Origin of the sequence: Ensifer sp. ENS08, from assembly GCF_014852195.1 — a bacterium.
GTDB classification, from domain to species: Bacteria; Pseudomonadota; Alphaproteobacteria; order Rhizobiales; family Rhizobiaceae; genus Ensifer; species Ensifer adhaerens.
On record NZ_JACVBF010000013.1, the window covers coordinates 133,197 to 155,686 of the forward strand.

The 22,490-nt window shown below is 63.0% G+C and carries 25 protein-coding genes; 14 read left to right on the forward strand and 11 right to left on the reverse strand.

What is annotated here, in order from left to right; translation table 11 throughout:
• Nucleotides 1–11: 11 nt before the first annotated feature.
• A complete protein-coding gene (locus IB272_RS24175; protein ID WP_034806520.1) occupies nucleotides 12–1,175 on the reverse strand; it encodes a M20 aminoacylase family protein in 1,164 nt (387 codons plus the stop codon).
• 186 nt (nucleotides 1,176–1,361) lie between these two features.
• Between IB272_RS24175 and IB272_RS24180 the strand changes: the two genes are divergently transcribed.
• Together IB272_RS24180 and IB272_RS24185 are read left to right on the forward strand one after the other, a co-directional pair.
• Entirely contained in the window at nucleotides 1,362–2,447 is a 1,086-nt protein-coding gene (locus IB272_RS24180) for a D-alanyl-D-alanine carboxypeptidase family protein (RefSeq protein WP_089044556.1), read from the forward strand.
• A gap of 12 nt (nucleotides 2,448–2,459) precedes the next feature.
• Nucleotides 2,460–3,617: a GTP-binding protein gene (locus IB272_RS24185; protein WP_060581197.1), complete on the forward strand. Its 1,158-nt coding sequence runs from the start codon at nucleotides 2,460–2,462 to the stop codon at nucleotides 3,615–3,617.
• A 45-nt stretch (nucleotides 3,618–3,662) separates the two neighbouring features.
• On the opposite strand, the gene IB272_RS24190 is transcribed toward IB272_RS24185, so the two are convergent.
• From IB272_RS24190 to IB272_RS24210, 5 genes are all read right to left on the reverse strand, one after another.
• On the reverse strand, nucleotides 3,663–3,899 hold the full coding sequence (locus tag IB272_RS24190; RefSeq protein WP_060518528.1) for a sulfurtransferase TusA family protein: 237 nt from the start codon (nucleotides 3,897–3,899) through the stop codon (nucleotides 3,663–3,665).
• Entirely contained in the window at nucleotides 3,899–5,341 is a 1,443-nt protein-coding gene (locus IB272_RS24195) for a murein L,D-transpeptidase family protein (RefSeq protein ID WP_060581198.1), read from the reverse strand. The genes IB272_RS24190 and IB272_RS24195 overlap by 1 nt, the downstream gene beginning before the upstream one ends.
• 280 nt (nucleotides 5,342–5,621) lie before the next feature.
• A complete protein-coding gene (locus IB272_RS24200) occupies nucleotides 5,622–6,575 on the reverse strand; it encodes an acetyl-CoA carboxylase carboxyltransferase subunit alpha (RefSeq protein ID WP_034806530.1) in 954 nt (317 codons plus the stop codon).
• A 64-nt stretch (nucleotides 6,576–6,639) separates the two neighbouring features.
• On the reverse strand, nucleotides 6,640–7,596 hold the full coding sequence (gene xerD, locus IB272_RS24205; RefSeq protein ID WP_060581199.1) for a site-specific tyrosine recombinase XerD: 957 nt from the start codon (nucleotides 7,594–7,596) through the stop codon (nucleotides 6,640–6,642).
• Entirely contained in the window at nucleotides 7,593–7,742 is a 150-nt protein-coding gene (locus tag IB272_RS24210; RefSeq protein WP_034806731.1) for a hypothetical protein, read from the reverse strand. Before IB272_RS24210 ends, xerD begins: the two co-directional genes overlap by 4 nt.
• Nucleotides 7,743–7,977: 235 nt before the next feature.
• Between IB272_RS24210 and IB272_RS24215 the strand changes: the two genes are divergently transcribed.
• Genes IB272_RS24215 through IB272_RS24225 form a run of 3 tightly spaced genes read left to right on the forward strand, consistent with a single transcriptional unit; the run spans nucleotide 7,978 to nucleotide 10,998 of the window.
• On the forward strand, nucleotides 7,978–8,568 hold the full coding sequence (locus tag IB272_RS24215; protein ID WP_034806536.1) for a shikimate kinase: 591 nt from the start codon (nucleotides 7,978–7,980) through the stop codon (nucleotides 8,566–8,568).
• Nucleotides 8,561–9,694 carry a 3-dehydroquinate synthase gene (aroB, locus tag IB272_RS24220; RefSeq protein WP_192445203.1) on the forward strand — a complete coding sequence of 378 codons (1,134 nt, stop codon included), beginning with the start codon at nucleotides 8,561–8,563 and terminating at the stop codon, nucleotides 9,692–9,694. The genes IB272_RS24215 and aroB overlap by 8 nt, the downstream gene beginning before the upstream one ends.
• Complete coding sequence (locus IB272_RS24225) at nucleotides 9,691–10,998, forward strand: HlyC/CorC family transporter (RefSeq protein ID WP_034806542.1); 1,308 nt, start codon at nucleotides 9,691–9,693, stop codon at nucleotides 10,996–10,998. The genes aroB and IB272_RS24225 overlap by 4 nt, the downstream gene beginning before the upstream one ends.
• Before the next feature lie 15 nt (nucleotides 10,999–11,013).
• Here the strand turns inward: IB272_RS24225 and IB272_RS24230 are convergent, their stop codons facing one another.
• Nucleotides 11,014–11,295, reverse strand: a complete 282-nt coding sequence (locus IB272_RS24230) for a BolA family transcriptional regulator (RefSeq protein ID WP_060518522.1) — start codon at nucleotides 11,293–11,295, stop codon at nucleotides 11,014–11,016.
• A 145-nt stretch (nucleotides 11,296–11,440) separates the two neighbouring features.
• On the opposite strand from IB272_RS24230, the gene IB272_RS24235 reads away from it, so the two are divergent.
• The 5 genes from IB272_RS24235 to IB272_RS24255 all read left to right on the forward strand — a co-directional run bounded on the left by IB272_RS24235 (nucleotide 11,441) and on the right by IB272_RS24255 (nucleotide 17,060).
• Nucleotides 11,441–12,076: a J domain-containing protein gene (locus IB272_RS24235; RefSeq protein ID WP_034806549.1), complete on the forward strand. Its 636-nt coding sequence runs from the start codon at nucleotides 11,441–11,443 to the stop codon at nucleotides 12,074–12,076.
• A gap of 74 nt (nucleotides 12,077–12,150) precedes the next feature.
• Nucleotides 12,151–13,146: a cobaltochelatase subunit CobS gene (gene cobS, locus IB272_RS24240; RefSeq protein ID WP_034806552.1), complete on the forward strand. Its 996-nt coding sequence runs from the start codon at nucleotides 12,151–12,153 to the stop codon at nucleotides 13,144–13,146.
• Nucleotides 13,147–13,251: 105 nt separating this feature from the next.
• A complete protein-coding gene (gene cobT, locus IB272_RS24245) occupies nucleotides 13,252–15,147 on the forward strand; it encodes a cobaltochelatase subunit CobT (RefSeq protein WP_034806554.1) in 1,896 nt (631 codons plus the stop codon).
• A gap of 185 nt (nucleotides 15,148–15,332) precedes the next feature.
• A complete protein-coding gene (locus tag IB272_RS24250; RefSeq protein WP_060581201.1) occupies nucleotides 15,333–16,337 on the forward strand; it encodes an esterase-like activity of phytase family protein in 1,005 nt (334 codons plus the stop codon).
• A gap of 270 nt (nucleotides 16,338–16,607) precedes the next feature.
• Complete coding sequence (locus tag IB272_RS24255; protein ID WP_113135990.1) at nucleotides 16,608–17,060, forward strand: GNAT family N-acetyltransferase; 453 nt, start codon at nucleotides 16,608–16,610, stop codon at nucleotides 17,058–17,060.
• Between the two features lie 103 nt (nucleotides 17,061–17,163).
• Here the strand turns inward: IB272_RS24255 and IB272_RS24260 are convergent, their stop codons facing one another.
• Nucleotides 17,164–17,805, reverse strand: coding sequence for a VUT family protein (locus IB272_RS24260; protein ID WP_034806565.1), 642 nt, complete (start codon nucleotides 17,803–17,805; stop codon nucleotides 17,164–17,166).
• Nucleotides 17,806–17,976: 171 nt separating this feature from the next.
• A complete protein-coding gene (gene rpmB, locus IB272_RS24265) occupies nucleotides 17,977–18,267 on the reverse strand; it encodes a 50S ribosomal protein L28 (RefSeq protein WP_034806568.1) in 291 nt (96 codons plus the stop codon).
• Between the two features lie 201 nt (nucleotides 18,268–18,468).
• Between rpmB and IB272_RS24270 the strand changes: the two genes are divergently transcribed.
• The 3 genes from IB272_RS24270 to IB272_RS24280 all read left to right on the forward strand — a co-directional run bounded on the left by IB272_RS24270 (nucleotide 18,469) and on the right by IB272_RS24280 (nucleotide 20,419).
• The gene (locus IB272_RS24270) at nucleotides 18,469–18,639 is read left to right on the forward strand and encodes a hypothetical protein (protein ID WP_162733057.1); all 171 of its coding nucleotides are present in this window, start codon (nucleotides 18,469–18,471) and stop codon (nucleotides 18,637–18,639) included.
• Between the two features lie 15 nt (nucleotides 18,640–18,654).
• Nucleotides 18,655–19,431, forward strand: a complete 777-nt coding sequence (locus IB272_RS24275; RefSeq protein WP_060581203.1) for a DUF3108 domain-containing protein — start codon at nucleotides 18,655–18,657, stop codon at nucleotides 19,429–19,431.
• Nucleotides 19,432–19,528: 97 nt separating this feature from the next.
• Nucleotides 19,529–20,419 (forward strand): EamA family transporter, encoded by an 891-nt coding sequence (locus IB272_RS24280; RefSeq protein WP_060581204.1) that lies wholly within the window; start codon nucleotides 19,529–19,531, stop codon nucleotides 20,417–20,419.
• A gap of 12 nt (nucleotides 20,420–20,431) precedes the next feature.
• Here IB272_RS24280 and IB272_RS24285 read toward each other — a convergent pair whose 3' ends face one another.
• Together IB272_RS24285 and gloB are read right to left on the reverse strand one after the other, a co-directional pair.
• Nucleotides 20,432–20,869: a cupin domain-containing protein gene (locus IB272_RS24285; RefSeq protein ID WP_060518510.1), complete on the reverse strand. Its 438-nt coding sequence runs from the start codon at nucleotides 20,867–20,869 to the stop codon at nucleotides 20,432–20,434.
• Entirely contained in the window at nucleotides 20,869–21,639 is a 771-nt protein-coding gene (gene gloB / locus IB272_RS24290; protein ID WP_060581205.1) for a hydroxyacylglutathione hydrolase, read from the reverse strand. Before gloB ends, IB272_RS24285 begins: the two co-directional genes overlap by 1 nt.
• An 81-nt stretch (nucleotides 21,640–21,720) precedes the next feature.
• Between gloB and IB272_RS24295 the strand changes: the two genes are divergently transcribed.
• Nucleotides 21,721–22,485 (forward strand): class I SAM-dependent methyltransferase, encoded by a 765-nt coding sequence (locus IB272_RS24295; RefSeq protein WP_089044490.1) that lies wholly within the window; start codon nucleotides 21,721–21,723, stop codon nucleotides 22,483–22,485.
• Nucleotides 22,486–22,490 lie beyond the last annotated feature (5 nt).

Here is a 22,490-nt window from a genome sequence, read left to right on the forward strand (position 1 = left end):
CCAACCGTGCCTCAGGCGGCAAGTCGCGTTTCCGCGAGCTTCACCCAGTAGGAAATGCCGTGCGGGATCGCCTCGTCGTTGAAGTCATAGGCCGGGTGATGCAGCCCGGCGGTGTCACCGTTGCCCATGAAGATAAAGGCGCCGGGGCGGGCAAGCAGCATGTAGGAGAAATCCTCACCGCCCATCATCGGATCGAGCGACGGCTGGACATTGCCGGCACCGGCAATCTCGGCTGCCGCCTGCAAGGCATAACCGGTCTCGTCGGCATGGTTCACCGTTACCGGATAGTTGCGGTTGTAGGAGACCTGGACGGTCGCGCCGTAGATCTGGGCAACACCCTCGGCAATCGTGCGGATGCGGCTTTCGCCGATCTCGCGCACCTCAGGCATGAGGGTGCGCACGGTGCCGCCAAGCACGGCTTCCTGCGGAATGACGTTGTGGGCGAAACCGGCATTGAACTTGGTGACGGAGACGACGACGGAGGCGAGCGGATCGACTGTGCGCGACGCAATCGTCTGCAAGGCGGTCACGATCTGCGTTCCGACGATGATCGGATCGATCGTCTTGTGCGGCTGGGCCGCATGGCCGCCGCGGCCCTTGATGGTGATGGTGAACTCGTCGGTCGAGGCCATGATCGGGCCGACGCGGCTGCCGAACTGGCCGACGGGCATGCCCGGCATGTTGTGCATGCCGTAGACTTCGGCAATGGCGAAGCGCTCCATCATGCCGTCCTTGACCATCTCGTTGCCGCCGCCGCCGCCTTCTTCTGCAGGCTGGAAGATCACCGCGACTTGGCCGGCGAAGTTGCGGGTCTCGGCGAGATACTTCGCCGCCCCGAGAAGCATGGCCGTGTGGCCGTCGTGGCCGCAGGCATGCATCTTGCCGGATGTCTCAGAGGCCCAGTCCTTGCCGCTCGTCTCGGTGATCGGCAGCGCGTCCATGTCGGCGCGCAGACCGATGGTGCGGCCCGCGCCGAGATTGCCGCGGATGAGGCCGACGACGCCGGTGCGGCCAAGCCCCGTCACGATTTCGTCAACGCCGAACTCCTTCAGTTTCTTTTCGACGAAGGCTGCCGTATTTTCGACCGCGAACAGGAGCTCCGGATTCCTGTGCAGGTGGCGCCGCCATTCGGTGACTTCATTCTGGAGCTCGGCGGCACGGTTAAGTATCGGCATCGTTTCGTCCTGTCGGTCTGTTCGATCACTAATTGTATCTGCGTATCGGTGTGGATTGGCACGACTGCCCGTGAATGGGCTTTGCCATCTCCTCGCCATATAGGCTAAATAGCCGGACGAGACGAGGCAACAGCGGATTTTCGAGGTCCTATCGTGGTGACAGCAGGATTTTTCACGCGTGGCAAGATGAAGGCGCTCGGAGTGACGGCGGCGACATGCGCCACGCTTCTTGCGGCGCTGCCGGCTGCGGCCAATCCAAGGCTGGTCGTCGACGTCAATTCGCTGAAGGTTTACGAGCACCAGGATATCTTCCAGAAATGGTATCCGGCGTCGCTGACCAAGCTGATGACGGCCTACACGGCCTTCCGCGCCATCAAGTCCGGTCAGCTCACGCTCGAGAGCCCGGTCATCATGACCAAGAACGCCGCCGCCGAGCCGCCGAGCAAGATGTTCTACAAGCCCGGCCAGGCGATGACGCTCGACAGCGCGCTGAAGATGATGCTGGTGAAGTCGGCAAACGATGTTGCGGTCGCGATCGCCGAAACGGTCGCCGGTTCGGAGCCCGCCTTCATCGAGCGGATGAATGCCGAGGCCCGCCGCATCGGCATGACCTCCTCGAACTTCATCAATCCCAACGGTCTGCCTGGTCCCGGCCAGTACACGACCGCCCGCGACCTTGCGGTACTCGCGATCACGCTCAAGCGCGAGTTTCCGCAATACGCCTCCTATTTCTCGCTGGAAGGTTTCACCACCGGCAAGAAGGATTATCCGAACTACAACATGCTGATCGGCCGCTTCGAAGGGGCTGACGGCATGAAAACCGGCTTCATCTGCGCCTCCGGCTTCAACCAGGTTTCATCCGCCACCCGCGAGGGGCGCAGCGTCGTCTCGGTCGTGCTCGGCGAGGACAGCCTCGGTGCGCGTGCGGATGAGTCCGCGCGGCTCCTGCAGATGGCACTGACGACGAACGGCAACGGCAAGCCGTCGCTGGTGCAGATCCCGGCCTATGGCGAGACGCGCGACATGGTGGCCGATGTCAGCAAGCAGATCTGCTCGAAGGCGGCCGCGAAGGTTCGCAGCGAGGGCCGCGACGAAGCCGGCCGCCAGAAGCTGCTCTCGCCCTATATCCACGAAATCAACCGGCCGCTGAAGCTTGCCTTCGCCGGGCTGATCGCCGGCAGCGGCGAAAAAGCGCCGAAGCTTGCCGGCGACCCGGCCGGCCAGGGCGATGTCGCCAATGTGCCGATCCCGGTGCCGCGGCCGACCTTCTGATCGGAGTGCATGATGGTTAGTCCCTTGTCGGCGGTGCCGGTCTCGATCCTTACCGGCTTCCTCGGTGCGGGCAAGACGACGCTGCTCAACCGGCTGCTGAAGGATCCCGATCTCTCGGATACGGCCGTTATCATCAACGAGTTCGGCGACGTGTCGATCGATCATCTGCTGGTGGAAGCCTCCAGCGACGGGGTCATCGAGCTTTCCGACGGCTGCCTCTGCTGCACCGTGCGTGGCGAACTGGTCGATACGCTTGCCGATCTCATGGACCGCATGCAGACCGGCAAGATCAGGCCGCTGAAGCGCGTCGTTATCGAAACCACCGGCCTTGCCGACCCGGCGCCAGTGCTGCAATCGGTGATCGGCAATCCGATCATTGCGCAGAACTTCCGGCTAGATGGCGTGGTCACCGTCGTCGACGCCGTCAACGGCCTGCAGACGATCGCCAACCACGAAGAAGCGCTGAAGCAGATTGCCGTTGCCGATCGCATCGCCATCAGCAAGACAGGCCTTGCCGAAACGTCGGAGCGTGATGCGCTGACGGCGCGGATCCGCGCGCTCAATCCGCGCGCGCCGCTGATCGATGGCGACAGCGCCGAAGCAGGGCGCGCAGAGCTGTTCGATTGTGGCCTCTACGACCCGTCGTCGAAGATCGCTGATGTCGGCCGCTGGCTGCAGGACGAGGCGCACCACGACCACCATCATCATGACCACGGTCACGATCATCACGACCACGATCACCACCATGATCATGGGCACGATCATCATCACCATCACGATGTGACGCGACATGGCGGCGACATCCGCTCCTTCAGCATCGTGCACGACCGGCCGATCGAGCCTATGGCGCTCGACATGTTCATCGATCTCCTGCGCTCGGCGCATGGCGAGAAGCTGCTCCGGATGAAGGCGATCGTCGCGGTTGCCGACAGGCCGGACCGGCCGCTGGTGCTGCATGGCGTGCAGAACGTCTTCCACACGCCGGAGCGGCTCGCCGCCTGGCCGGACCCGAACGACCGTCGCACGCGCATGGTGCTGATCACCAAGGGGTTGGAAGAGGCCTTCGTCCGCGACCTCTTCGACGCCTTCACCGGCAAGCCGCGCATCGACCGGCCAGACGCCCAAGCGTTGTCCGACAATCCGCTCGCCGTGCCAGGCATGCGGTTCTAAATCACGTCAGTAATCGAAGCGTTGCCGCGCGGCAGACGTGGCGTCTTACGAGCCCTTGCGGATGAGGAACCGGTGGCCGCCGTCGGCGGGTGCGGCCTCTACAAGCTTGTGGCCGTCCTCGTTGCAGAAATGCGGAATGTCGATCACCGCCAGCGGATCGGTGGTCTCAATCTCCAGCAATGCGCCCGGCGCCAGCGAAGTCATGCGTTTACGCGTCTTCAAAACGGGAAGGGGGCATTTAAGCCCCCTCAGGTCATAGACGATCTTCTGTTCGTCCGGCATCAATTGCCCCAGATCTTCCAGAACGGCCGCTTCTTCGGCGGCTCTTCCGTCATAACAGGCGCTTCGGCGGCCGCATCGGCTGACGGTGTCGTTGCCGTGGTCACGGCAGCGGCCTGCTGCTGGGCGGCAGGGGCCGGCGCCTTCGCCTGCTTTGCGGTCGTTGCCGGGGCGGCTTGCGTCTGCGGTGCGGCAGTAGCCTGCTGTTCAGGCGTGATGACGACCGGGGCCGGCATCTGCAATTCCGGCTCGCTCTTGGAGAACAGGCTCCAGAAGGATTTCTTCGGCTGCTCGACGGCCGCCTGCATCACCGGCTGCGGAATGGGATTGGCGGCCGGGACCGGGACGTGCTTGCCGCCATCGGTCGCCTTTTCGAGTTCCTTCTTCTGGATCTCGACGGCCTGCTTGGTTTCTTCCGCTTCCTTCTGCAAGGCGATCTTCTTTTCGAGATCGCTCGCCTTCATCATCTTGCCGGCGTCAAGCGAGTTTCCGGTCGGCGCATAGGCGAGTTCGCGGCCGACGCGCTGCTTGGCGACAATCGCCTTGCGCTCGGCTTCGCTTGGCTCGTACCAGACCATGCCGTCATACTTCTTCATCGCCTTGTCGTAGTCGGTCTGGTAGCTCTTTTCGAAGCTCGCCATCGCCACCTGCAGGGCCGGCGGCGTCGACATGGCGGGGCACTGGCCACCCGGATTGAACGGGCCGGAGGCCTGCTGGTTGAAGACGTACTTCTTCTCGCAGACATTGACTTCCGGCGGACGCTTGGTGACTTCGAACTGGTCGTAGCCGACCTTCAGCATCTTCCAGAAGTCGATATTCGGATTGTCGCGGTGCCGCGCCATGTTCTCCGCGGTCATGCGGAAGGGGAAGGCCTGCAGCTGAACGCTTTCCTGGCCGCCCTTGAAGCTATCGCGGGCGAGCGCAAAGATCTCGATCATCTGCTCGTCGGTCATCGAGTAGCAGCCCGACGACGAGCAGGCGCCGTGGATCATCAGGTGTGTGCCCTGGCGACCGTTCGCCTTGTCGTAGGCGTTGGGGTAGCCGGTGTTGATCGCCAGATAGTAGTTGGAATTGGGGTTCATCTGGCGCGGGAAGAGCGGGTAGAAGCCTTCCGGCGCCTGCCGGTCGCCTTCCTTCACCTTGGGCCCAAGCTTGCCGGACCAGGCGCAGATCTTGTAGGTCTTCAAAAGTTGGAAGCGGTTGGCGGTATTTGCCTTCCAGACCTCGAGCGTGCCTTCTTCCTTGAAGATGCGCAGCGCGATCGGGGCTTGCTTCTGCATCCCGAGCTCGCTCATCTTTTTGACCATCGGGGCAGAGACCTGATACTCGGTCTTGTTCCTGACGGACTTGATATCGACCGATGTCGTCGCATCCAGCGTTTCGTTGGTGCAGCCGGCAAGCGCGGCGACAATGGCGGCGGAAGCTAAAAGGTTCCAGAAACGCATCAGCAGAGGCCCGTTCAAACCCAAACTCGACTAGGAAAGCCCAAGTCCGCGAGGGTGGGCCTTTTAGAGAATCACTAAGCGATTATACTTCACGAATTCTTAACCCTGCAGGGTGGCCCTGCCGATGCGCTGTTCATGACCTCATGAATATGGCCAAGATTTGGCCACACTCCGCTTTGCAGTTGCGAAATCCGCTTCCGCAATCGCGGGCCATCAGATCGGGCGAGGGGAAGGTCGTGGGATTTCCGCCCCGCTCCCGCTTAAGGACTGCCGATCCGGCTTAGAGGTTACGGCCGATATTCAGATATTTTTGTCGGCGATCGGTGCGCAACTGGTCGCCATCGCGTCCGGAAAGTTCCTTGAGCGCGTCGGCGATCACGGTTCCGGTGCGGCCGATGACCGCGTTCGGGTCGCGGTGCGCGCCGCCGACCGGTTCCTGAATGATGCCGTCGATGACGCCGAGCGCTTTCAGATCCTCGGACGTGATCTTCATGTTGCTGGCCGCTTCCTTGGCGCGGGTGGAATCGCGCCACAGGATCGAGGCTGCACCTTCCGGCGAGATGACGCTGTAGATCGCATGCTCGAGCATGTAGACGCGGTTGCCGGTGGCGATCGCAATCGCACCGCCGGAGCCGCCTTCGCCGATGACGACGGTGACGATCGGCACGCGAACGTTGAGGCACATCTCGGTGGAGCGGGCAATCGCTTCCGCCTGGCCGCGCTCTTCGGCGTTAACGCCCGGGTAGGCGCCTGCGGTATCGACCAGCGTGATCAGCGGCAAGCCGAAGCGGTCAGCCATTTCCATGACGCGGATCGCCTTGCGGTAGCCTTCCGGACGGGGGCTGCCGAAATTGTGCTTGATGCGCGACTTGGTGTCGTTGCCCTTTTCCTGGCCGAGAACGGCGACCGGCATGCCGCGGAAGCGCGCAAGACCGGCCTGAATGGCGTCGTCGTTGGCGAAGTTGCGGTCGCCGGCAAGCGGCGTGAACTCGGTGAAGAGTTCGGCGGCATAATCCAGGAAGTGCGGGCGCGAGGGGTGGCGGGCGACCTGGGTCTTCTGCCACGGCGTCAGCTTGGAATAGATCTCGACCATCGCGTCGCGGACGCGCGTCTCCAGGCGTTCGATCTCATCCGAAGTGTTCACACTCTCGTCTTCGCCGGCGAGCTTCTTCAATTCGAGAATCTTGCCTTCGAGGTCGGAGATGGGTTTTTCGAAATCGAGATAGTTGTGCATGAGATGCGTTTCCGATCATTTTGCGACAAGGGTCTGCGGGCCGAAACCAGCCTGCCCGGCGGTCCTAATCCTGTTTTTTCGCCTGTTTGGCAAGAGGGTGATGGTTTTGCACCAGGTTGTGCAGCCGTTCTTCCAGAACATGTGTATAGATTTGTGTCGTTGAAATGTCCGAGTGACCGAGCAGTTCCTGCACCGCGCGAAGGTCGGCGCCATTGGCCAGCAGGTGGCTGGCGAAGGCATGTCTAAGCACGTGCGGGGAGATCGTGGCGACGCGAATGCTGGCGCGCGCGGCCAGCGATTTCAGATCGCGGGCAAAAACCTGGCGCGGCAGGAACCCCTGCTTGCCCGAGGAGGGGAAGAGCCACGGGCTCTCTCGGTTGCCACTTTCCTCACGCGCAATCTCCTCGGCGAGCGCCTCGCCATAGGCCCGCATGGCCCGGATCGCTGTCTGTGATAGCGGAACGAGGCGGTCCTTGTTGCCCTTGCCGCGGATGACGAGGAAGCGGCCGTTCTGAGCGAGCACGCTTGCCGGCAGCGACACCAGTTCGCTGACGCGCATGCCGGTCGCATAGAGCAGTTCGATCAGCGCATGCATGCGCAATTTGGCGAGGTGGTCGGTACCGCCGGCTGCCGCCTCGGTCTCCGCCTGGCCGATCAGGCGCGAGACGTCGTCGACGCTCAGCGTCTTCGGCAGGCTACGTCCCTTCTTCGGCGCGTCGAGGATCCCGGTCGGGTCGTCGCCGCGCATGCCTTCGGCGTAGAGGAATTTGTAGAACTGCCTGAGCGCCGAAAGCCGCCGCGCTTGCGAGGAGGCCTTGAAGCCCTGACCGGCGAGATGGGCGAGATACCCGCGAAGGTCATCTGGTGTCGCCCCGGTCAGCCCGGTTCCGAGCGTGCGCAGATGCGAGGAGGCATCTTCGAGGTCACGCTCGTAGGATTGCAGCGTGTTGACCGCTGCACCCCGCTCGGCGCTCATCATTTCGAGGAAAGCCTCGACATGGGCGGCGGAAAGATCGCTCATTGGGTCTTGTTCACCCGTTCGGACGGGATCTTCACGGTGACGTCGCGCTCCGTCGGCTCGACGAAGGTGACGAGAGAGATCATCGTGCCGTACACTATCCCGGCAATTACGGCGCAGAAGAACAGGAACCGGAAGAGGGTCGGCATTTCAATCTCCTCTGCATGTGCCTTTCGATCGAAGCGGACGCAAGGATACATGCAGGCGTTCAAACGGCCAGTGCGTTTCAGGCGCTCGGAATGAGCGCGCGACGCTGTGGCGGGTGCCAGACCTATATGAACGCCGCTTCCGCCGAGTTCAAGAACCGTGAGCGGACGCGCGCGACGACTTGACGCTACACCCCGATTTGTCGATACCGAAAGGGAATGGGGAATAAGAAGTCCAATGAACGACGTGATCGAACCGGTTTCCGCAACGCTTGCCGAGCGGGCGAAGCTTGTACTCGGTAAACGTAATCTCGTGTTCATCGGCCTGATGGGCGCCGGCAAATCGGCAATCGGTCGGTTGACGGCTCAGGCGCTTGGCATTCCCTTCGTCGATTCCGACCATGAGATCGAGCGCGTCTCGCGCATGACGATCAGCGATCTCTTTGCCCGCTATGGCGAAGACGAGTTCCGGGCGCTTGAAACGCGCGTGCTGAAGCGGCTCTTGCGCAGCGGTCCGCGCGTGGTCTCGACCGGCGGCGGCGCCTATATCAACGAGCGCTCGCGCCGCCAGATCAAGAAGGGTGGCCTGACGGTCTGGCTGAACGCCGAGCTCGACGTGCTCTGGGAGCGGGTCAACAAGCGCGACACCCGGCCGCTGCTGAAGACCGAGAACCCGAAGCAGACGCTCGAAAACCTGATGAATGCGCGTTACCCGATCTACGCCGAAGCGGACCTGACGGTGCTGTCGCGCGATGTGAAGAAAGAGACGATGGTCGAGGATGTCCTCACCGCCGTCATCGAGTATCAGGACAAGAAGACCCATGAATAGCCATGCGATGCCTGCCGCCGAACGCAAGGTCCGTGTCGACCTCGGTGACCGTTCCTACGACATCCTGATCGGTCCCGGGCTGATTGCTGCGGCCGGTGAGGAAATCGCCGCCCGCCTCAAGGGGCGCAAGATGGCCGTCATCACCGATGAGAACGTCGCGCCGCGCTACCTTGAGCCGCTGATGGCGAGCCTTGGGGAGTGCGACATCGACGCCCTGTCGCTGGTGCTTCCCGCCGGCGAAAAGACCAAGAGCTTCGAACATCTGATTCCGGTCTGCGAAACGGTGCTTGGCGCCCGGATCGAGCGCAACGATGCGGTGATCGCGCTTGGCGGCGGCGTCATCGGTGATCTCACCGGCTTTGCCGCCGGCATCGTGCGCCGCGGCTCGCGCTTCATCCAGATACCGACCTCGCTCTTGGCGCAGGTGGATTCCTCCGTCGGGGGCAAGACCGGCATCAATTCGCCGCACGGCAAGAACCTGATCGGCGTCTTCCACCAGCCGGATCTGGTGCTGGCCGACACCGACGTGCTCGACACCTTGAGCGAGCGCGAATTCCGCGCCGGTTATGCCGAGGTCGCGAAATACGGGCTGATCGACAAACCGGACTTCTTTGCCTGGCTCGAAAACAACTGGCAGGCGGTCTTTGCGGGGGGTAGCGCCCGCATTGAGGCGATCGCAGTCAGTTGCCAGGCCAAGGCGGACGTCGTGGCGGCGGACGAACGCGAAAATGGCCTGCGCGCGCTGCTCAATCTCGGCCACACCTTCGGCCATGCGCTGGAGGCGGCGACCGAATACGACAGCGCCCGGCTGGTGCACGGTGAGGGCGTTTCGATCGGCATGGTGCTGGCGCATCAGTTCTCGACGCGCATGAACCTTGCGAGCGCCGACGATGCAACCCGTGTCGAGGCGCATCTGAGGGCGGTCGGCCTGCCGACGCGCATGTCGGAAATTCCCGGTACACTGCCTCCGGCAGAACGGCTGATGGACGCGATTGCCCAGGACAAGAAGGTCAAGGGCGGCAAGCTCACCTTCATCCTGACGAAGGGTATTGGCCAGTCCTTCGTCGCCGATGACGTCCCTTCCTCCGAGGTTCTGAGCTTCCTGAGGGAAAAGCACCCGCAATGACCGGCGAAGCCTTCATTGCCTTCCTGGCGGAGTACTGGCTGTCGATCCTGTCAGTCTTCTGCCTGCTTGTGCTTTCGGGCTTCTTTTCGGGTTCGGAGACGGCGCTGACCGCCGCGTCGCGCTCGCGTATGCATACGCTGGAAAACAACGGCGAAGAGCGCGCCGGCATCGTCAACCGGCTGATCGAGCGTCGCGACCGGCTGATCGGCGCGCTGCTGATCGGCAACAATCTCGTCAACATTCTTGCCTCGTCACTGACGACGAGCCTGCTGATCGGTCTCTTCGGCGACAGCGGCGTGGCGATCGCCACGCTCGCCATGACCGTGCTGCTCGTCATCTTCTCGGAAGTACTGCCGAAGAGCTGGGCGATTGCCTCGCCGGATCGTTTCGCGATTGCCGTGGCACCGCTCGTCCGTCTCTTCGTCGCCGTCGTCGGCCCGGTTTCGAGCCTGGTCAACGGCATCGTCCGGCGCCTGCTCAACATCTTCGGCATCAACCTGGCCTCCGACATGTCTATGCTGTCGGCGCATGAGGAACTGCGCGGCGCCGTGGACCTGCTGCACCGCGAGGGCTCGGTGATCAAGGCCGACCGCGATCGGCTCGGCGGCGTGCTCGATCTTGGCGAGCTTGAAATCTCCGATATCATGATCCACCGCACCAGCATGCGGGCGATCAATGCCGACGAGCCGCCGGAAACCTGCGTCCGCGATATTCTCGAAAGCCCGTTCACGCGGCTGCCGCTCTGGCGCGGGTCGACCGACAACATCATCGGCGTCGTGCATTCCAAGGATTTGCTGAGGGCGCTGGCCGAACCCAATGTCGAGCCGGAAAACCTCGATATCGTCAAGATCGCGCAGAAGCCCTGGTTCGTGCCGGACACGACCAACCTCAAGGATCAGCTCAACGCGTTCCTGCGTCGCAAGCTGCATCTGGCGATCGTCGTCGACGAGTATGGTCAGGTTCAGGGTCTGGTGACGCTGGAGGACATTCTGGAGGAAATCGTCGGTGATATCGCCGATGAGCACGACCTCGACATTCAGGGCGTGCGCCAGGAAGCCGATGGCTCGATCGTCGTCGATGGCTCGGTGCCGATCCGCGATCTCAACCGCGCGCTCGACTGGTCGCTGCCGGACGAGGAGGCGACGACGGTGGCCGGTCTGGTCATCCACGAGTCCAAGAGCATTCCGGAGGAGCGCCAGGCCTTCACCTTCCACGGCAAACGCTTCATCGTGATGAAGCGGGTGAAGAACCGCATTACCAAGCTGCGCATCCGTCCGGCGGAAGAGGGTGCTCCGCCGGCGTGATGGCCGCGATTGCCTCTACCAGCGGGTCGGCTCGCCGGGGGCTGCCGGCTCGACGGCGAGCGCATGCAGGCCGGCGTCGAGTTCTGGCTTCAGGAGATCATTGATGGCGCGGTGGCGGGCGACACGGCTCATGCCGGCAAAGGCGCTAGAAACGATACGCACGCGCATGTGGGACTCGCCGGTACCATCGAACCCCGGCTGATGGCCGGCATGCTGATGGCTCTCGTTGATGACCTCGAGCCGTTCAGGGTGGAAGGCCTCGATCAGCTTCTTTTCGATGGTCTCGGTGAGCGACATTCTTCCGTCCCATTTTGCTGTTTGCTTGGCGCCCCCTCGCAGTTAAGAACCCGGTAATCGCTGGCACGGCGGCGCAAAATGCCCGCACAAAGCCAGCAACATTCCGCTTTGTCAATTCTTGTTGTGACTCCCGCCAAACCCCATAATGAGCGCCATGAGACTCGATTCAAAATACTTCGATCGCATTCGAACCCGGCGCAAGGTCGAGCCGCAGGCAGAGCCGGCGGCTCCCGTCTGTCAGTGGGACGGCTGCGATCAGAAGGGTGTGCACCGGGCGCCCGTCGGTCGCAACGCCGAGGGGCAGTACTTCATGTTCTGCTTCGAGCACGTGAAGGAATACAACAAGGGCTACAACTTCTTCTCCGGCCTCTCCGACAGCGAGGTCGCCCGCTACCAGAAGGAAGCGATCACCGGTCATCGGCCCACCTGGACCGTCGGCGTCAACAAGAACGCGAAGAACGGCCCGACCCAGTCGCAGACGCGGTCTGGCTCTGCCGGCGCCCAGGCCCGCATGCGCGATCCCTTCGGCTTTGTCAGCGAGGCACGGGCGCGATCCGGTCGTCCCGAGCCACGTCAGCGCAAGCTGAAGACGCTCGAGGCGAAGGCCTTCGAAACTCTTGGTCTCGGAGCCTCGGCGACCACTGCCGACATCAAGGCGGCCTACAAGGACCTCGTCAAGAAGCATCACCCCGATGCCAATGGCGGAGATAGAGGATCGGAAGAGCGTTTTCGCGCGGTTATTCAGGCCTACCAATTGTTAAAACAGGCTGGTTTCTGCTAACAACCCGGATTAATACAGAAGCACTTTTGCAGGCGAATGCGCGGGTGCCGTCCGGTGGCCGCTCTGGAGACATGATGAGCAAGATTGACCTCGACATTTCCAACCTCCCCGACACCACGATTTCCGTCCGGGAGGTTTTCGGCATTGATACGGATTTGCGCGTTCCTGCCTATTCGAAGGGCGACGCCTATGTCCCGGATCTGGATCCGGACTACCTCTTCGACCGCGAAACGACGCTCGCCATTCTCGCAGGCTTCGCCCACAACCGACGCGTGATGGTGTCGGGCTATCACGGCACCGGCAAGTCCACCCATATCGAGCAGGTCGCCGCGCGCCTCAACTGGCCGTGCGTGCGCGTCAACCTCGATAGCCATGTCAGCCGTATCGACCTCGTCGGCAAGGACGCGATCGTCGTCAAGGACGGCCTGCAGGTCACCGAATTCAAGGACGGCATCCTGCCTTGGGCCTACCAGCACAATGTCGCGCTCGTCTTCGACGAATACGATGCCGGCCGCCCGGACGTCATGTTCGTCATCCAGCGCGTGCTGGAATCCTCCGGCCGCCTGACGCTGCTCGACCAGAGCCGTGTCATCCGTCCGCACCCGGCCTTCCGCCTGTTTGCGACCGCCAACACCGTCGGCCTCGGCGACACGACCGGCCTCTATCACGGCACGCAGCAGATCAACCAGGCGCAGATGGACCGCTGGTCGATCGTCACCACGCTGAACTACCTGCCGCACGACAAGGAAGTCGACATCGTCGCCGCCAAGGTCAAGGGCTTCACCGCCGACAAGGGCCGCGAGACCGTCTCCAAGATGGTACGTGTCGCCGACCTCACGCGCGCAGCCTTCATCAATGGCGATCTCTCGACTGTCATGAGCCCGCGTACGGTCATCACCTGGGCCGAGAACGCCCACATCTTCGGCGACATCGCCTTCGCCTTCCGCGTGACCTTCCTCAACAAGTGCGACGAGCTGGAGCGGGCGCTGGTCGCCGAGCACTACCAGCGCGCCTTCGGCATCGAGCTGAAGGAAAGCGCTGCCAACATCGTGCTCGAAGCCACCGCCTGATCCCACGGCCTGCCGTCCCCTTTGGGAGGGCGGGTCATGACGCTGTGGCAAACCGGATGACGCCCCACTGGGGCGCCGTCGCCTCTGGCTGAAGAAGGAACTGTCGTGAGCTCGAATTCGAAGGCAAAGCCAACCACGCGCGAGAATGCTGCGGAACCGTTCAAGCGGGCGCTTTCCGGCTGCATCCGATCGATCGCGGGCGATGCCGAGGTGGAAGTCGCCTTCGCCAACGAGCGGCCGGGCATGACCGGCGAACGCATCCGTCTGCCGGAACTTTCCAAGCGCCCGACCCTGCAGGAACTTGCCGTGACCCGCGGGCTCGGTGACAGCATGGCGCTGCGCAAGGCCTGTCACGATGCGCGGATCCACGCGACCATGTCGCCGCAAGGGGCGGACGCCCGCGCGATCTTCGATGCGGTGGAGCAGGCGCGTGTCGAGGCGATCGGGTCGCTGCGCATGGCGGGTGTCGCCAAGAACCTCAACGTCATGCTCGAAGAGAAATACGCCAAGGCGAATTTCGCAACGATCGAGCGCCAGGCGGACGCGCCGCTCGGCGAGGCCGTAGCGCTGCTGGTGCGCGAGAAGCTGACGGGCCAGAAGCCGCCGGCGTCTGCCGGCAAGGTGCTCGACCTCTGGCGCGAGTTCATCGAGGGTAAGGCTGCCGGCGACATTGAGCACCTGTCGTCGACGATCAACAACCAGCAGGCCTTTGCCCGGGTCGTTCGCGACATGCTGACCTCGATGGAAGTCGCCGAGAAATACGGTGACGACGACAACGAGCCGGACGAGCAGGAAAGCGAGACCGACGAAGACCAGCCGCGCAGCCAGGAGCAGGACGAGAACGCCAGCGACGAGGAAGCCGGCGACGATGCCGCACCCGCCGACGAGAACCAGGCTGCCGAAGAGCAGATGGAAGAAGGCGAGATGGACGGCGCGGAGATCTCCGACGACGATCTCCAGGACGAAGGCGACGAGGACAGCGAAACGCCCGGCGAGGTCAAGCGTCCGAACCAGCCCTTCGCCGACTTCAACGAGAAGGTCGACTACGCCGTCTTCACCCGCGAGTTCGACGAGACCATCGCCTCGGAAGAGCTTTGCGACGAGGCCGAGCTCGACCGGCTGCGCGCCTTCCTCGACAAGCAGCTTGCCCATCTGCAGGGTGCGGTCGGCCGGCTTGCCAATCGGCTGCAGCGCCGCCTGATGGCGCAGCAGAACCGCTCCTGGGAGTTCGATCTCGAAGAGGGCTATCTCGACTCGGCGCGGCTTCAGCGCATCATCATCGATCCGATGCAGCCGCTTTCCTTCAAGCGCGAAAAGGACACCAACTTCCGCGATACCGTCGTGACGCTGCTGATCGACAATTCCGGCTCGATGCGCGGCCGTCCGATCACGGTTGCCGCCACCTGCGCCGATATCCTGGCGCGCACGCTCGAGCGCTGCGGCGTCAAGGTCGAGATCCTCGGTTTTACCACCAAGGCGTGGAAGGGTGGGCAGTCACGCGAGAAGTGGCTGGCCGGCGGCAAGCCACAGGCCCCGGGTCGCCTCAACGACCTGCGACACATCGTCTACAAGTCTGCCGACGCTCCGTGGCGCCGGGCACGACGCAATCTCGGCCTGATGATGCGGGAAGGCCTGCTCAAGGAAAACATCGACGGCGAGGCGTTGATTTGGGCGCATGAGCGGCTGATGGCGCGGCGCGAACAGCGGCGCATCCTGATGATGATTTCGGACGGCGCGCCGGTCGACGACTCGACGCTGTCGGTCAATCCAGGAAACTATCTGGAGCGTCACCTGCGCGCGGTCATCGAGCAGATCGAAACGCGCTCGCCGGTGGAACTGCTGGCGATCGGTATCGGCCACGACGTGACGCGCTACTATCGCCGTGCCGTCACCATCGTCGATGCCGATGAGCTTGCCGGCGCGATGACCGAACAGCTGGCCGCACTCTTCGAGGACGAAAGCCAGCGCCGCGGTTCTTCGCGTCTTCGCCGCGCCGGGTGATGCGTCCCCCTTGGGGGCGGTGGAACATCGCCTCCGAGCTGCCAATCGGCACCTGCACGCATCGCTGGCGGCCGAAGTCAATTTACGGACATAGTTTTACAGTCTACCAAGCTACCATGCGTGGCGGGCTCACTGTGAGCGCACGCCGCGTCATTCCCGATGCCCCCCTGAAGGTACTTCTCTTGATGCTTGGCCGCGGTCTCCTAGCCCTTTTCCTCCTGGCTTCGGCCTGCCCGGCATGGTCCGCTTCCGATAGCGAAGACCTGCCGATCCGCAGCCGCCAGATCAGTAATTTCGCTGTCGGTTCCAGCGCCACCCGGTTTGGCGCCCTGGAGTTTCTCGGCGGTCTGGAGATGACCTCGTCAAATCCGCTGTTCGGCGCGGTTTCGGCAATCCGCTTTCGTCCTGACGGCAGCTCTTTCGTCGCCGTCATGGATACCGGCCACTGGCTGGAAGGTGCGGTAACCCGCGACGAGCAGGGTCGGCTTTCCGGTATCACCAACCTGACCGCCACGCCGATGGCGGATCGTAACGGTGATGTCGGCCTGGCGAAATGGAAGGTGGATTCCGAAGGGCTTGCCCTTCGAGAAGGCCAGGCGATCGTTAGTTACGAGCAGGCCCATCGCATCGACATCTATCCGGATCCGGGTTTTGCCGGCTCGAAGCCGATCGGAAGCCTGGCATTGCCGTTTCCGATCAGCGAGCTGCGCAGCAACGCCGGCATTGAGACGATCGCGGTCTCGCCGAAGGACAGCCCCCTCGCGGGCGCCATGATCGCCATTGCCGAACGCAGCGTCGACAAGGCGGACAATCTTTTGGCCGGCATCCTCGACGGGCCACAGCGCGGCGCATTCAGCGTCGTGCGCAAGGATCCCTATGCGGCAACCGATGGCGCCTTCCTGCCGAACGGCGACCTCTTGCTGCTGGAGCGACGTTTCTCCTTCGGCTCGGGTCTCGGCATGCAGATCCGTCGGATCCCAGGCGATAAGATCAAGCCCGGCGCGGTCGTCGACGGCGAAGTCCTCTTCGAGGCGGACATGGGCTACCAGATCGACAACATGGAAGGCCTCGACGTGGTCGTGCGTCCCGACGGCGACGTGCGGGTCATCGTCGTCTCCGACGACAACCATTCGATCCTCGAGCGCAACCTGATGCTGGAGTTCCGGCTTAACACCGCGCTGACACAATAAGCCAGCCAACTCCAGAATAGTGCGATCCGCCCGATCGTGTGGAGATCCAGCCAAGAGCCGGTGAAGGATCGAGCCGTCTCGCTCGGCGCGGCTGCGCAGAGGCCCGAACAAGCCCGTCCGATGCTTGACGGTGTCCCGGCAAAGGCCTATTGGCCGATTGTCCGTTGAAGGAGATTTATGCGCAGAGGCTGAAAATTTACCCGCATTCGCGGTCGTTCAAGGCGCCGAACAGGCGTCCCTCTTGACGCATATCTATTGAACGGAAAAACCATGAAAAAAATGGACGTGATGATCCGCGCCTATCGGGCTGCGGATTTGGAAGAACTGTCGGCCATCTGGTTCGAGGCCTCGATAACGGCGCACGCATTTGTCGGCGAGGCGCGGTTGCGTGAACAGCGCCTGTTGATCGAGACCGTCTATCTGCCGAACGCGGAGACTTGGGTCGCCATCCGGGACGGCGAACCGGCCGGGTTCGTCAGCTTGCTCGACGATTTCATCGGCGGGCTGTTCGTCTCGCCGCGACACCAGGGTGCCGGCATCGGCCGCTTGCTGGTTTCGCATGCCCTGCAGCTGAAGGGGCAGCTCCGCTTGGAGGTCTACACCGCCAATTCGCAGGCCTATGCCTTCTACGAGAACCTCGGCTTTGAAGAACAGTCCCGGCGGTCGGAAGACGACGAAGGGCTGCAATTCGAAAACGCTCAGATGCTTTTGAAGCAGCGCTAGAAGGTGAGGCGCGGGGAAGGGTGGCTGCCGCTCTTCCCCGCGCCTTGCAATCGACGCCCGGTCGCCCCTTCGGCGCGGGCCGAGGCGTGCCGGCAGGCGGCCCTTAGGCCGCCTGCTTTTCCGCAGCGGGCATGGGCTTCACGATGCTCATCAGCGCGCCATAGGGGAGCAGCATGACGAGGCCGCAGAGGATCTTCACGCTCAAGTCACCGACCGCCCAGGAGATCCAGCGCGGTGCTTCAGCCGCAAGTACGCCGAGGAGCGGTGCGGTTTCCAGCGCAAAGCTGTCGTTCGGGCCGAAGAACACGAAGAACGGTGCGAACGCAAAGGAGAAGAACATTGCGGTATCGAGCGCCGAGCCGATCAGCGAGCCTGCGAGCGGCGCATGCCACCAGCTCTGACGGCGGAGCCGGTTGAACACCGATATGTCCAGGAGTTGACCGAACAGGAAGGCCGAGCCCGACGCGATAGCGATGCGCGGCGTGGCGGCGACGATGGAGAGCAGAATGGCGACGATGAAGCCTGCGACTACCACGCGACGCGCGATGCGCGGCCCGAACTGGCGGTTGGTAAGGTCGGTCACCAGGAAGGCGAAGGGATAGCTGAAGGCGCCCCAGGTGAGGAGATCGCCGAGCTGCATACCGGCAATCGAGCCCGGTAGCGGAAACTGAACGAGGATGTTCGAGGCGACGACCACGAGGGTCATCAGCGCGACATAGACGAAGAAAGTGCGGTTGATCAGCATTTTTTTATCCTGGGGTATGCCACCAGCTAGAGGGATGAAAGCAGGGCAGTGCACCCGGCCGATGAAGGCAAAAGCGCGTATCGGTTAAGAAACGTGCGCACGAGAAAAAGGCTTGCCGGATGAACCCGCAAGCCTTTTAAACGCGTGTCAAAGACGGTGCGCTGGCGCCGATTAGGCGGCTTCAGCAACCTTCTTGACGATCTGGCGACGCAGCAGGCGAGCGCGCATGCTCAGCTCGTTCTCGTCCGACTTCAGCAGGAAGGCGTCGAGGCCGCCACGGTGTTCAACCGAGCGGAGAGCAGCTGCGGAAACGCGCAGGCGGTAGCGCTGGCCGAGAGCATCGGAAATCAGCGTGACGTTGCACAGGTTCGGAAGGAACCGGCGCTTGGTCTTGTTGTTGGCGTGGCTTACATTGTTGCCCGACTGGACGCCCTTGCCGGTCAATTCGCAACTACGGGACATGGTACACCTATTCTCTTTATCGCCGCCGGACAATGCGGTAGCGGGCCCAGAGCCCAGGCCGCGTTCCTAGGCCATTATTGGAAAGTCGCGGTTCTATAGTCAGAGACGGCCCGCCCGTCAAGCCAAACCTCTTGCATTCTCGGAAAACCGCGGTTTTTCCCGGCCGATCTGCCCATGCGAAGCGCTGTCCGGGCAACAATAATGGTGCGCGAGACCCATTCCAAGCGGTTTTGCTATGCGCTATTTCTTGACCGAGGACGCACGACGGTTTGGTTCCGTGATTGGACCGACCGCGTAGCCGGCGACAGCGAAATGGCGCAGAAAAGCCGTAAACACCCTGCATTTCAGGGTATTGCGGCGATGTTCAAGTGATGGATTCCTAAAGGCATGAAGTTGCGAAATGGCTTTCGCGGGGCAATGCTGCTTTCGGCGGTCTTGTTTTCCACAGCATCATCGGCCGCCGATGCCGAGCATCTGACGGATTACAGCATCTCGCTGTCCGGTCTGCCGGTGGCGCGCGCCTCATTCCACACCGAGGTTCAGAAGAATCGCTACACGATATCGGGGACGCTGAAATCGGCGGGCCTGCTCGATATCCTCAGCCGCACGTCGGGCCAGACACAGGTTTCCGGCGTTGTCGACAAGGATTACCTGCGCGCGTCGCAATATTCGATGTCCTATCGCAGTGGCTCGAAGAGCCGGGCGATCAGCGTTAGCTACCGCAACGGCAATGTCGTGCATGCGAGCATGACGCCGAAGCGCACGCCTTTGCCGAAGAATTGGGTGCCGGTCACCTCGCGTGACATGCGCAACGTTCTCGATCCGCTTTCGGGGCTGATCATTCCGGCGCAAGCGCGCGTCTGCCCCAACACCCTGCCGATTTTCGACGGCGAGTCGCGGCTCGACATCAAGCTTTCGCCGAAGGGCACCAGGCCTTTCAAGACGAAGGGCTTCGAAGGCGAGGTGATCGTCTGCGGCATCCGCTTCGTGCCGAAGGCCGGCTACAAGAAGGGCCGCGAGGACGTCGAATATCTGCGGCGACTGCAGACGATGGAAATCTGGTTCGCCAAGGCTGAGACCATGAATGTCTATGCCCCCGTCTATGTCCGCATCCCCACCAAGCTCGGGCCGGTCACGGTCTCGGCGACGCGATTTGGTGGTTGACGCGCGATCGCGTGCAACTAAAAGGTTAAATACCAGCAAGCACCGTGATTTTGACGGCGCAGGTTTCCGTTGAGAGGAATCGCGCCCGGGAACGACTATGAAACTCAAGGCAACTCTGATCGGTTTTTCGGCCATCCTGATGTGGTCGCTGCTCGCGCTGTTCACGGCGGCATCGGGCAAGATGCCGCCGTTCCAGCTTTCGGCAATCTGTTTCCTGATCGGCAGCCTGCCCGGCCTTGCGGTGCTTGTGGCAAGACCGGAGCGCCTGGCGCTGCTCAAGCAGCCGGCGAAGGTCTGGATTACGGGCATTGCCGGCCTCTTCGGCTATCACTTCCTCTACTTCACGGCGCTGCGCAATGCGCCGGCGGTGGAGGCCGGGCTGATCGCCTATCTCTGGCCGCTCTTGATCGTTGTCGGTTCGGCACTGCTGCCGGGGGAGCGGCTGCGCTGGTATCACATCGCCGGCGCGCTTGCGGGCCTCGTCGGCACGATCCTGATCGTCGCGCGCAACGGCGTCGCCTTCGACGATGCCTATCTCATCGGCTATGGCGCGGCCTTCCTCTGCGCCTTTACCTGGTCGGGTTATTCGCTGATCACACGCCGCTTCGAGGCGGTTTCGACCGATGTGGTCACCGGCTTCTGCCTTGCCACCTCGATCCTGTCCTTCGTCTGCCATCTCGCGCTCGAAACGACGGTCTGGCCGGCGACGACCTTCGAGTGGCTGGCGGTCGCGGGCCTCGGCCTCTTGCCGGTGGGGGCGGCCTTCTATGCCTGGGACTTCGGGGTGAAGAACGGCGACATCCAGCTTCTCGGCGTTTCGAGCTATGCAGCACCGGTGCTCTCGACGCTGATCCTGATCCTCTTCGGCTTTGCCGAGCCATCCTGGCGCATAGCGCTTGCCTGCCTGTTCGTCACCGGCGGGGCGGTGCTCGCCGCCCAGGATCTGATTTTGCGCAAGGATGCCGCGGCCACCCAGCCGGCGGAGTAGTCCGAAAGATCGCTATCGGGTCGGCGGCTGCCAGTCGGGGGCTGCCATCTCGAAGGCGGCAAAATCGAAGGCTGGCGCGACCGTGCAGCCGACCAGCGTCCAATCGCCGAGCGAGGCAGCCGACTGCCACCAGTTGGCCGGTACTACGCCCTGCGGCCGCTCACCGTCCCGGATGTCGGGCCCAAGCCGCAACGTCTCGGCGGGCTTCCCGTCCTCGGCAATGCTGAGTTCGAGCGGCGCGCCGGCGTGGTAGTGCCAGATCTCGACGGCGTCGCGGACGCGGTGCCAGTGCGAACGGTCGCCACGCTCAAGCAGATAATAGATCGCCGTCGAATGGCCCCGCGGGCCGCCGGCCGTGTCACGGAAGGTCTCGATGTACCAGCCGCCCTCCGGATGGCGCGTGAGGCCGAGCGCCTCGATGACCTCTTCCGCCGTCTGTGCTTCAGCCATCAGAAGTTATCTTTCCGCTTGCGGATTTCCGCAAAGACCGCGACATCGTCGGCATCTCGCAGGCCGAGATGGGCGCGAATGCCGGGATCGGCGGCGCGCAGGAACGGGTTCGTACGCTTCTCCAGGCCGATTGTCGTCGGCGCGGTGAAGCCGCCGTCGCAGCGGATTTCCTCGATCTCGGCAGCGCGTGCCTTGAGTTCGGCATTGTCGGGATCGACCGTGACCGCGAAGCGGGCATTGGAGAGCGTGTATTCGTGGCCGAAATAGACGGTCGTGTCGTCCGGCAAGGCCATCAGCCGGCTGAGAGACTGCCACATGGTCGCCGGCGTCCCCTCGAACAGACGGCCGCAGCCGAGCGCAAAAAGCGTGTCGGCGGCAAAGAGCAGCTTGTCCTGTGGAAAATGGAAGCAGATATGGCCGGCGGTATGGCCGGGTGTTTCGATCACCTCGACGTTGCGGCCCGCAAACTCGAAGCGTTCGCCTTGACGCACCGTCTTGTCGAGGCCCGGAATTTTCGCGGCCTCGTTGAACGGACCGATGATAATGGCGCCGAAGCGGGCTTTCAACGCGTCATTGGCCGCGACGTGGTCGCCATGATGGTGCGTCGTGAGGATATGGGTGAGCGTCCAGCCGCGGCGTTCCAGCGCCTCCAGGATTGGCGCCTCCTCGGGCGCGTCGATCGAGGCGGTCAGGCCGCTTTCGGGGTCGTGGATCAGCACGCCGAAATTGTCGGTGCGGCAGAGGAAAAGATCGAGTTCGAGCGCGGCCATGGCAGGTCCTCCGGTCAGGAGAGGGGAGATGCTGCCGAATGTAGCGAGCCTTACCTTGAAGTCTACCGCTTCGAAGCTAACATGTTGCGAATGCATACCGATATTGTCGACCTTCGCGAATTCTATCACTCCGAGCTTGGCCGGATGGCGGAGCAATCCGTCACCATGGCGCTTTCGTCCGTCTGGGCGCGGCTGCCGGACGAGCGGCTGGTCGGCCTCGGCTATGCCGTTCCCTATCTCGAGCGGTTCCGCAAGGACACGGAGCGCACCTTCGCCTTCATGCCTGCGGGCCAGGGCGCGGTGAACTGGCCGGTTGCCGAGCTTTCCTCGACGGCGCTGGTGTTCGACGAGGAATTGCCGCTGCCGGACGCATCGATCGACCGGGTGCTGATGGTGCATTCGCTGGAATTTGCCGAAAGTCCGCGCGAGACGATGAAGGAGATCTGGCGGGTGCTGGCGCCGGGCGGCCGGCTCGTGATCGTCGTGCCCAATCGACGCGGCGTCTGGGCGCGCATGGAGCATACGCCCTTCGGCTCCGGCCGACCCTATTCGCGCGGGCAGCTGACAGCGCTGTTGCGCGAGACCAACTTCACGCCGGGGGCTACGGCCGACGCGCTGTTCTTCCCGCCGTCGAAGCTCCGGGCGATCCTGCGGCTGCGCCGAGGCTTTGAGCGGCTCGGCCGCTGGCTCTGGCCAGTGTTCTCAGGCGTCATCGTCGTCGAGGCGCAGAAGCGGCTTTACCAGGGGCTACCGGTCGCAGCGCGTGCGTCCCGCCGTGTCTTCGTGCCGGTGTTGGCGCCGCAGGGCGTGCCGAGCACACGCGAACGGCCACGCCTCACCCGATAAGGCGC

Bases quoted from the DNA above. Each gene is read 5' to 3' on its own strand.
- IB272_RS24175 (WP_034806520.1), bottom strand. From the start codon at position 1,175: ATGCCGATACTTAACCGTGCCGCCGAGCTCCAGAATGAAGTCACCGAA.
- IB272_RS24180 (WP_089044556.1), top strand. From the start codon at position 1,362: ATGAAGGCGCTCGGAGTGACGGCGGCGACATGCGCCACGCTTCTTGCG.
- IB272_RS24185 (WP_060581197.1), top strand. From the start codon at position 2,460: ATGGTTAGTCCCTTGTCGGCGGTGCCGGTCTCGATCCTTACCGGCTTC.
- IB272_RS24190 (WP_060518528.1), bottom strand. From the start codon at position 3,899: ATGCCGGACGAACAGAAGATCGTCTATGACCTGAGGGGGCTTAAATGC.
- IB272_RS24195 (WP_060581198.1), bottom strand. From the start codon at position 5,341: ATGCGTTTCTGGAACCTTTTAGCTTCCGCCGCCATTGTCGCCGCGCTT.
- IB272_RS24200 (WP_034806530.1), bottom strand. From the start codon at position 6,575: ATGCACAACTATCTCGATTTCGAAAAACCCATCTCCGACCTCGAAGGC.
- xerD (WP_060581199.1), bottom strand. From the start codon at position 7,596: ATGAGCGATCTTTCCGCCGCCCATGTCGAGGCTTTCCTCGAAATGATG.
- IB272_RS24210 (WP_034806731.1), bottom strand. From the start codon at position 7,742: ATGCCGACCCTCTTCCGGTTCCTGTTCTTCTGCGCCGTAATTGCCGGG.
- IB272_RS24215 (WP_034806536.1), top strand. From the start codon at position 7,978: ATGAACGACGTGATCGAACCGGTTTCCGCAACGCTTGCCGAGCGGGCG.
- aroB (WP_192445203.1), top strand. From the start codon at position 8,561: ATGAATAGCCATGCGATGCCTGCCGCCGAACGCAAGGTCCGTGTCGAC.
- IB272_RS24225 (WP_034806542.1), top strand. From the start codon at position 9,691: ATGACCGGCGAAGCCTTCATTGCCTTCCTGGCGGAGTACTGGCTGTCG.
- IB272_RS24230 (WP_060518522.1), bottom strand. From the start codon at position 11,295: ATGTCGCTCACCGAGACCATCGAAAAGAAGCTGATCGAGGCCTTCCAC.
- IB272_RS24235 (WP_034806549.1), top strand. From the start codon at position 11,441: ATGAGCGCCATGAGACTCGATTCAAAATACTTCGATCGCATTCGAACC.
- cobS (WP_034806552.1), top strand. From the start codon at position 12,151: ATGAGCAAGATTGACCTCGACATTTCCAACCTCCCCGACACCACGATT.
- IB272_RS24250 (WP_060581201.1), top strand. From the start codon at position 15,333: ATGCTTGGCCGCGGTCTCCTAGCCCTTTTCCTCCTGGCTTCGGCCTGC.
- IB272_RS24255 (WP_113135990.1), top strand. From the start codon at position 16,608: ATGAAAAAAATGGACGTGATGATCCGCGCCTATCGGGCTGCGGATTTG.
- IB272_RS24260 (WP_034806565.1), bottom strand. From the start codon at position 17,805: ATGCTGATCAACCGCACTTTCTTCGTCTATGTCGCGCTGATGACCCTC.
- rpmB (WP_034806568.1), bottom strand. From the start codon at position 18,267: ATGTCCCGTAGTTGCGAATTGACCGGCAAGGGCGTCCAGTCGGGCAAC.
- IB272_RS24270 (WP_162733057.1), top strand. From the start codon at position 18,469: ATGGTGCGCGAGACCCATTCCAAGCGGTTTTGCTATGCGCTATTTCTT.
- IB272_RS24275 (WP_060581203.1), top strand. From the start codon at position 18,655: ATGAAGTTGCGAAATGGCTTTCGCGGGGCAATGCTGCTTTCGGCGGTC.
- IB272_RS24280 (WP_060581204.1), top strand. From the start codon at position 19,529: ATGAAACTCAAGGCAACTCTGATCGGTTTTTCGGCCATCCTGATGTGG.
- IB272_RS24285 (WP_060518510.1), bottom strand. From the start codon at position 20,869: ATGGCTGAAGCACAGACGGCGGAAGAGGTCATCGAGGCGCTCGGCCTC.
- gloB (WP_060581205.1), bottom strand. From the start codon at position 21,639: ATGGCCGCGCTCGAACTCGATCTTTTCCTCTGCCGCACCGACAATTTC.
- IB272_RS24295 (WP_089044490.1), top strand. From the start codon at position 21,721: ATGTTGCGAATGCATACCGATATTGTCGACCTTCGCGAATTCTATCAC.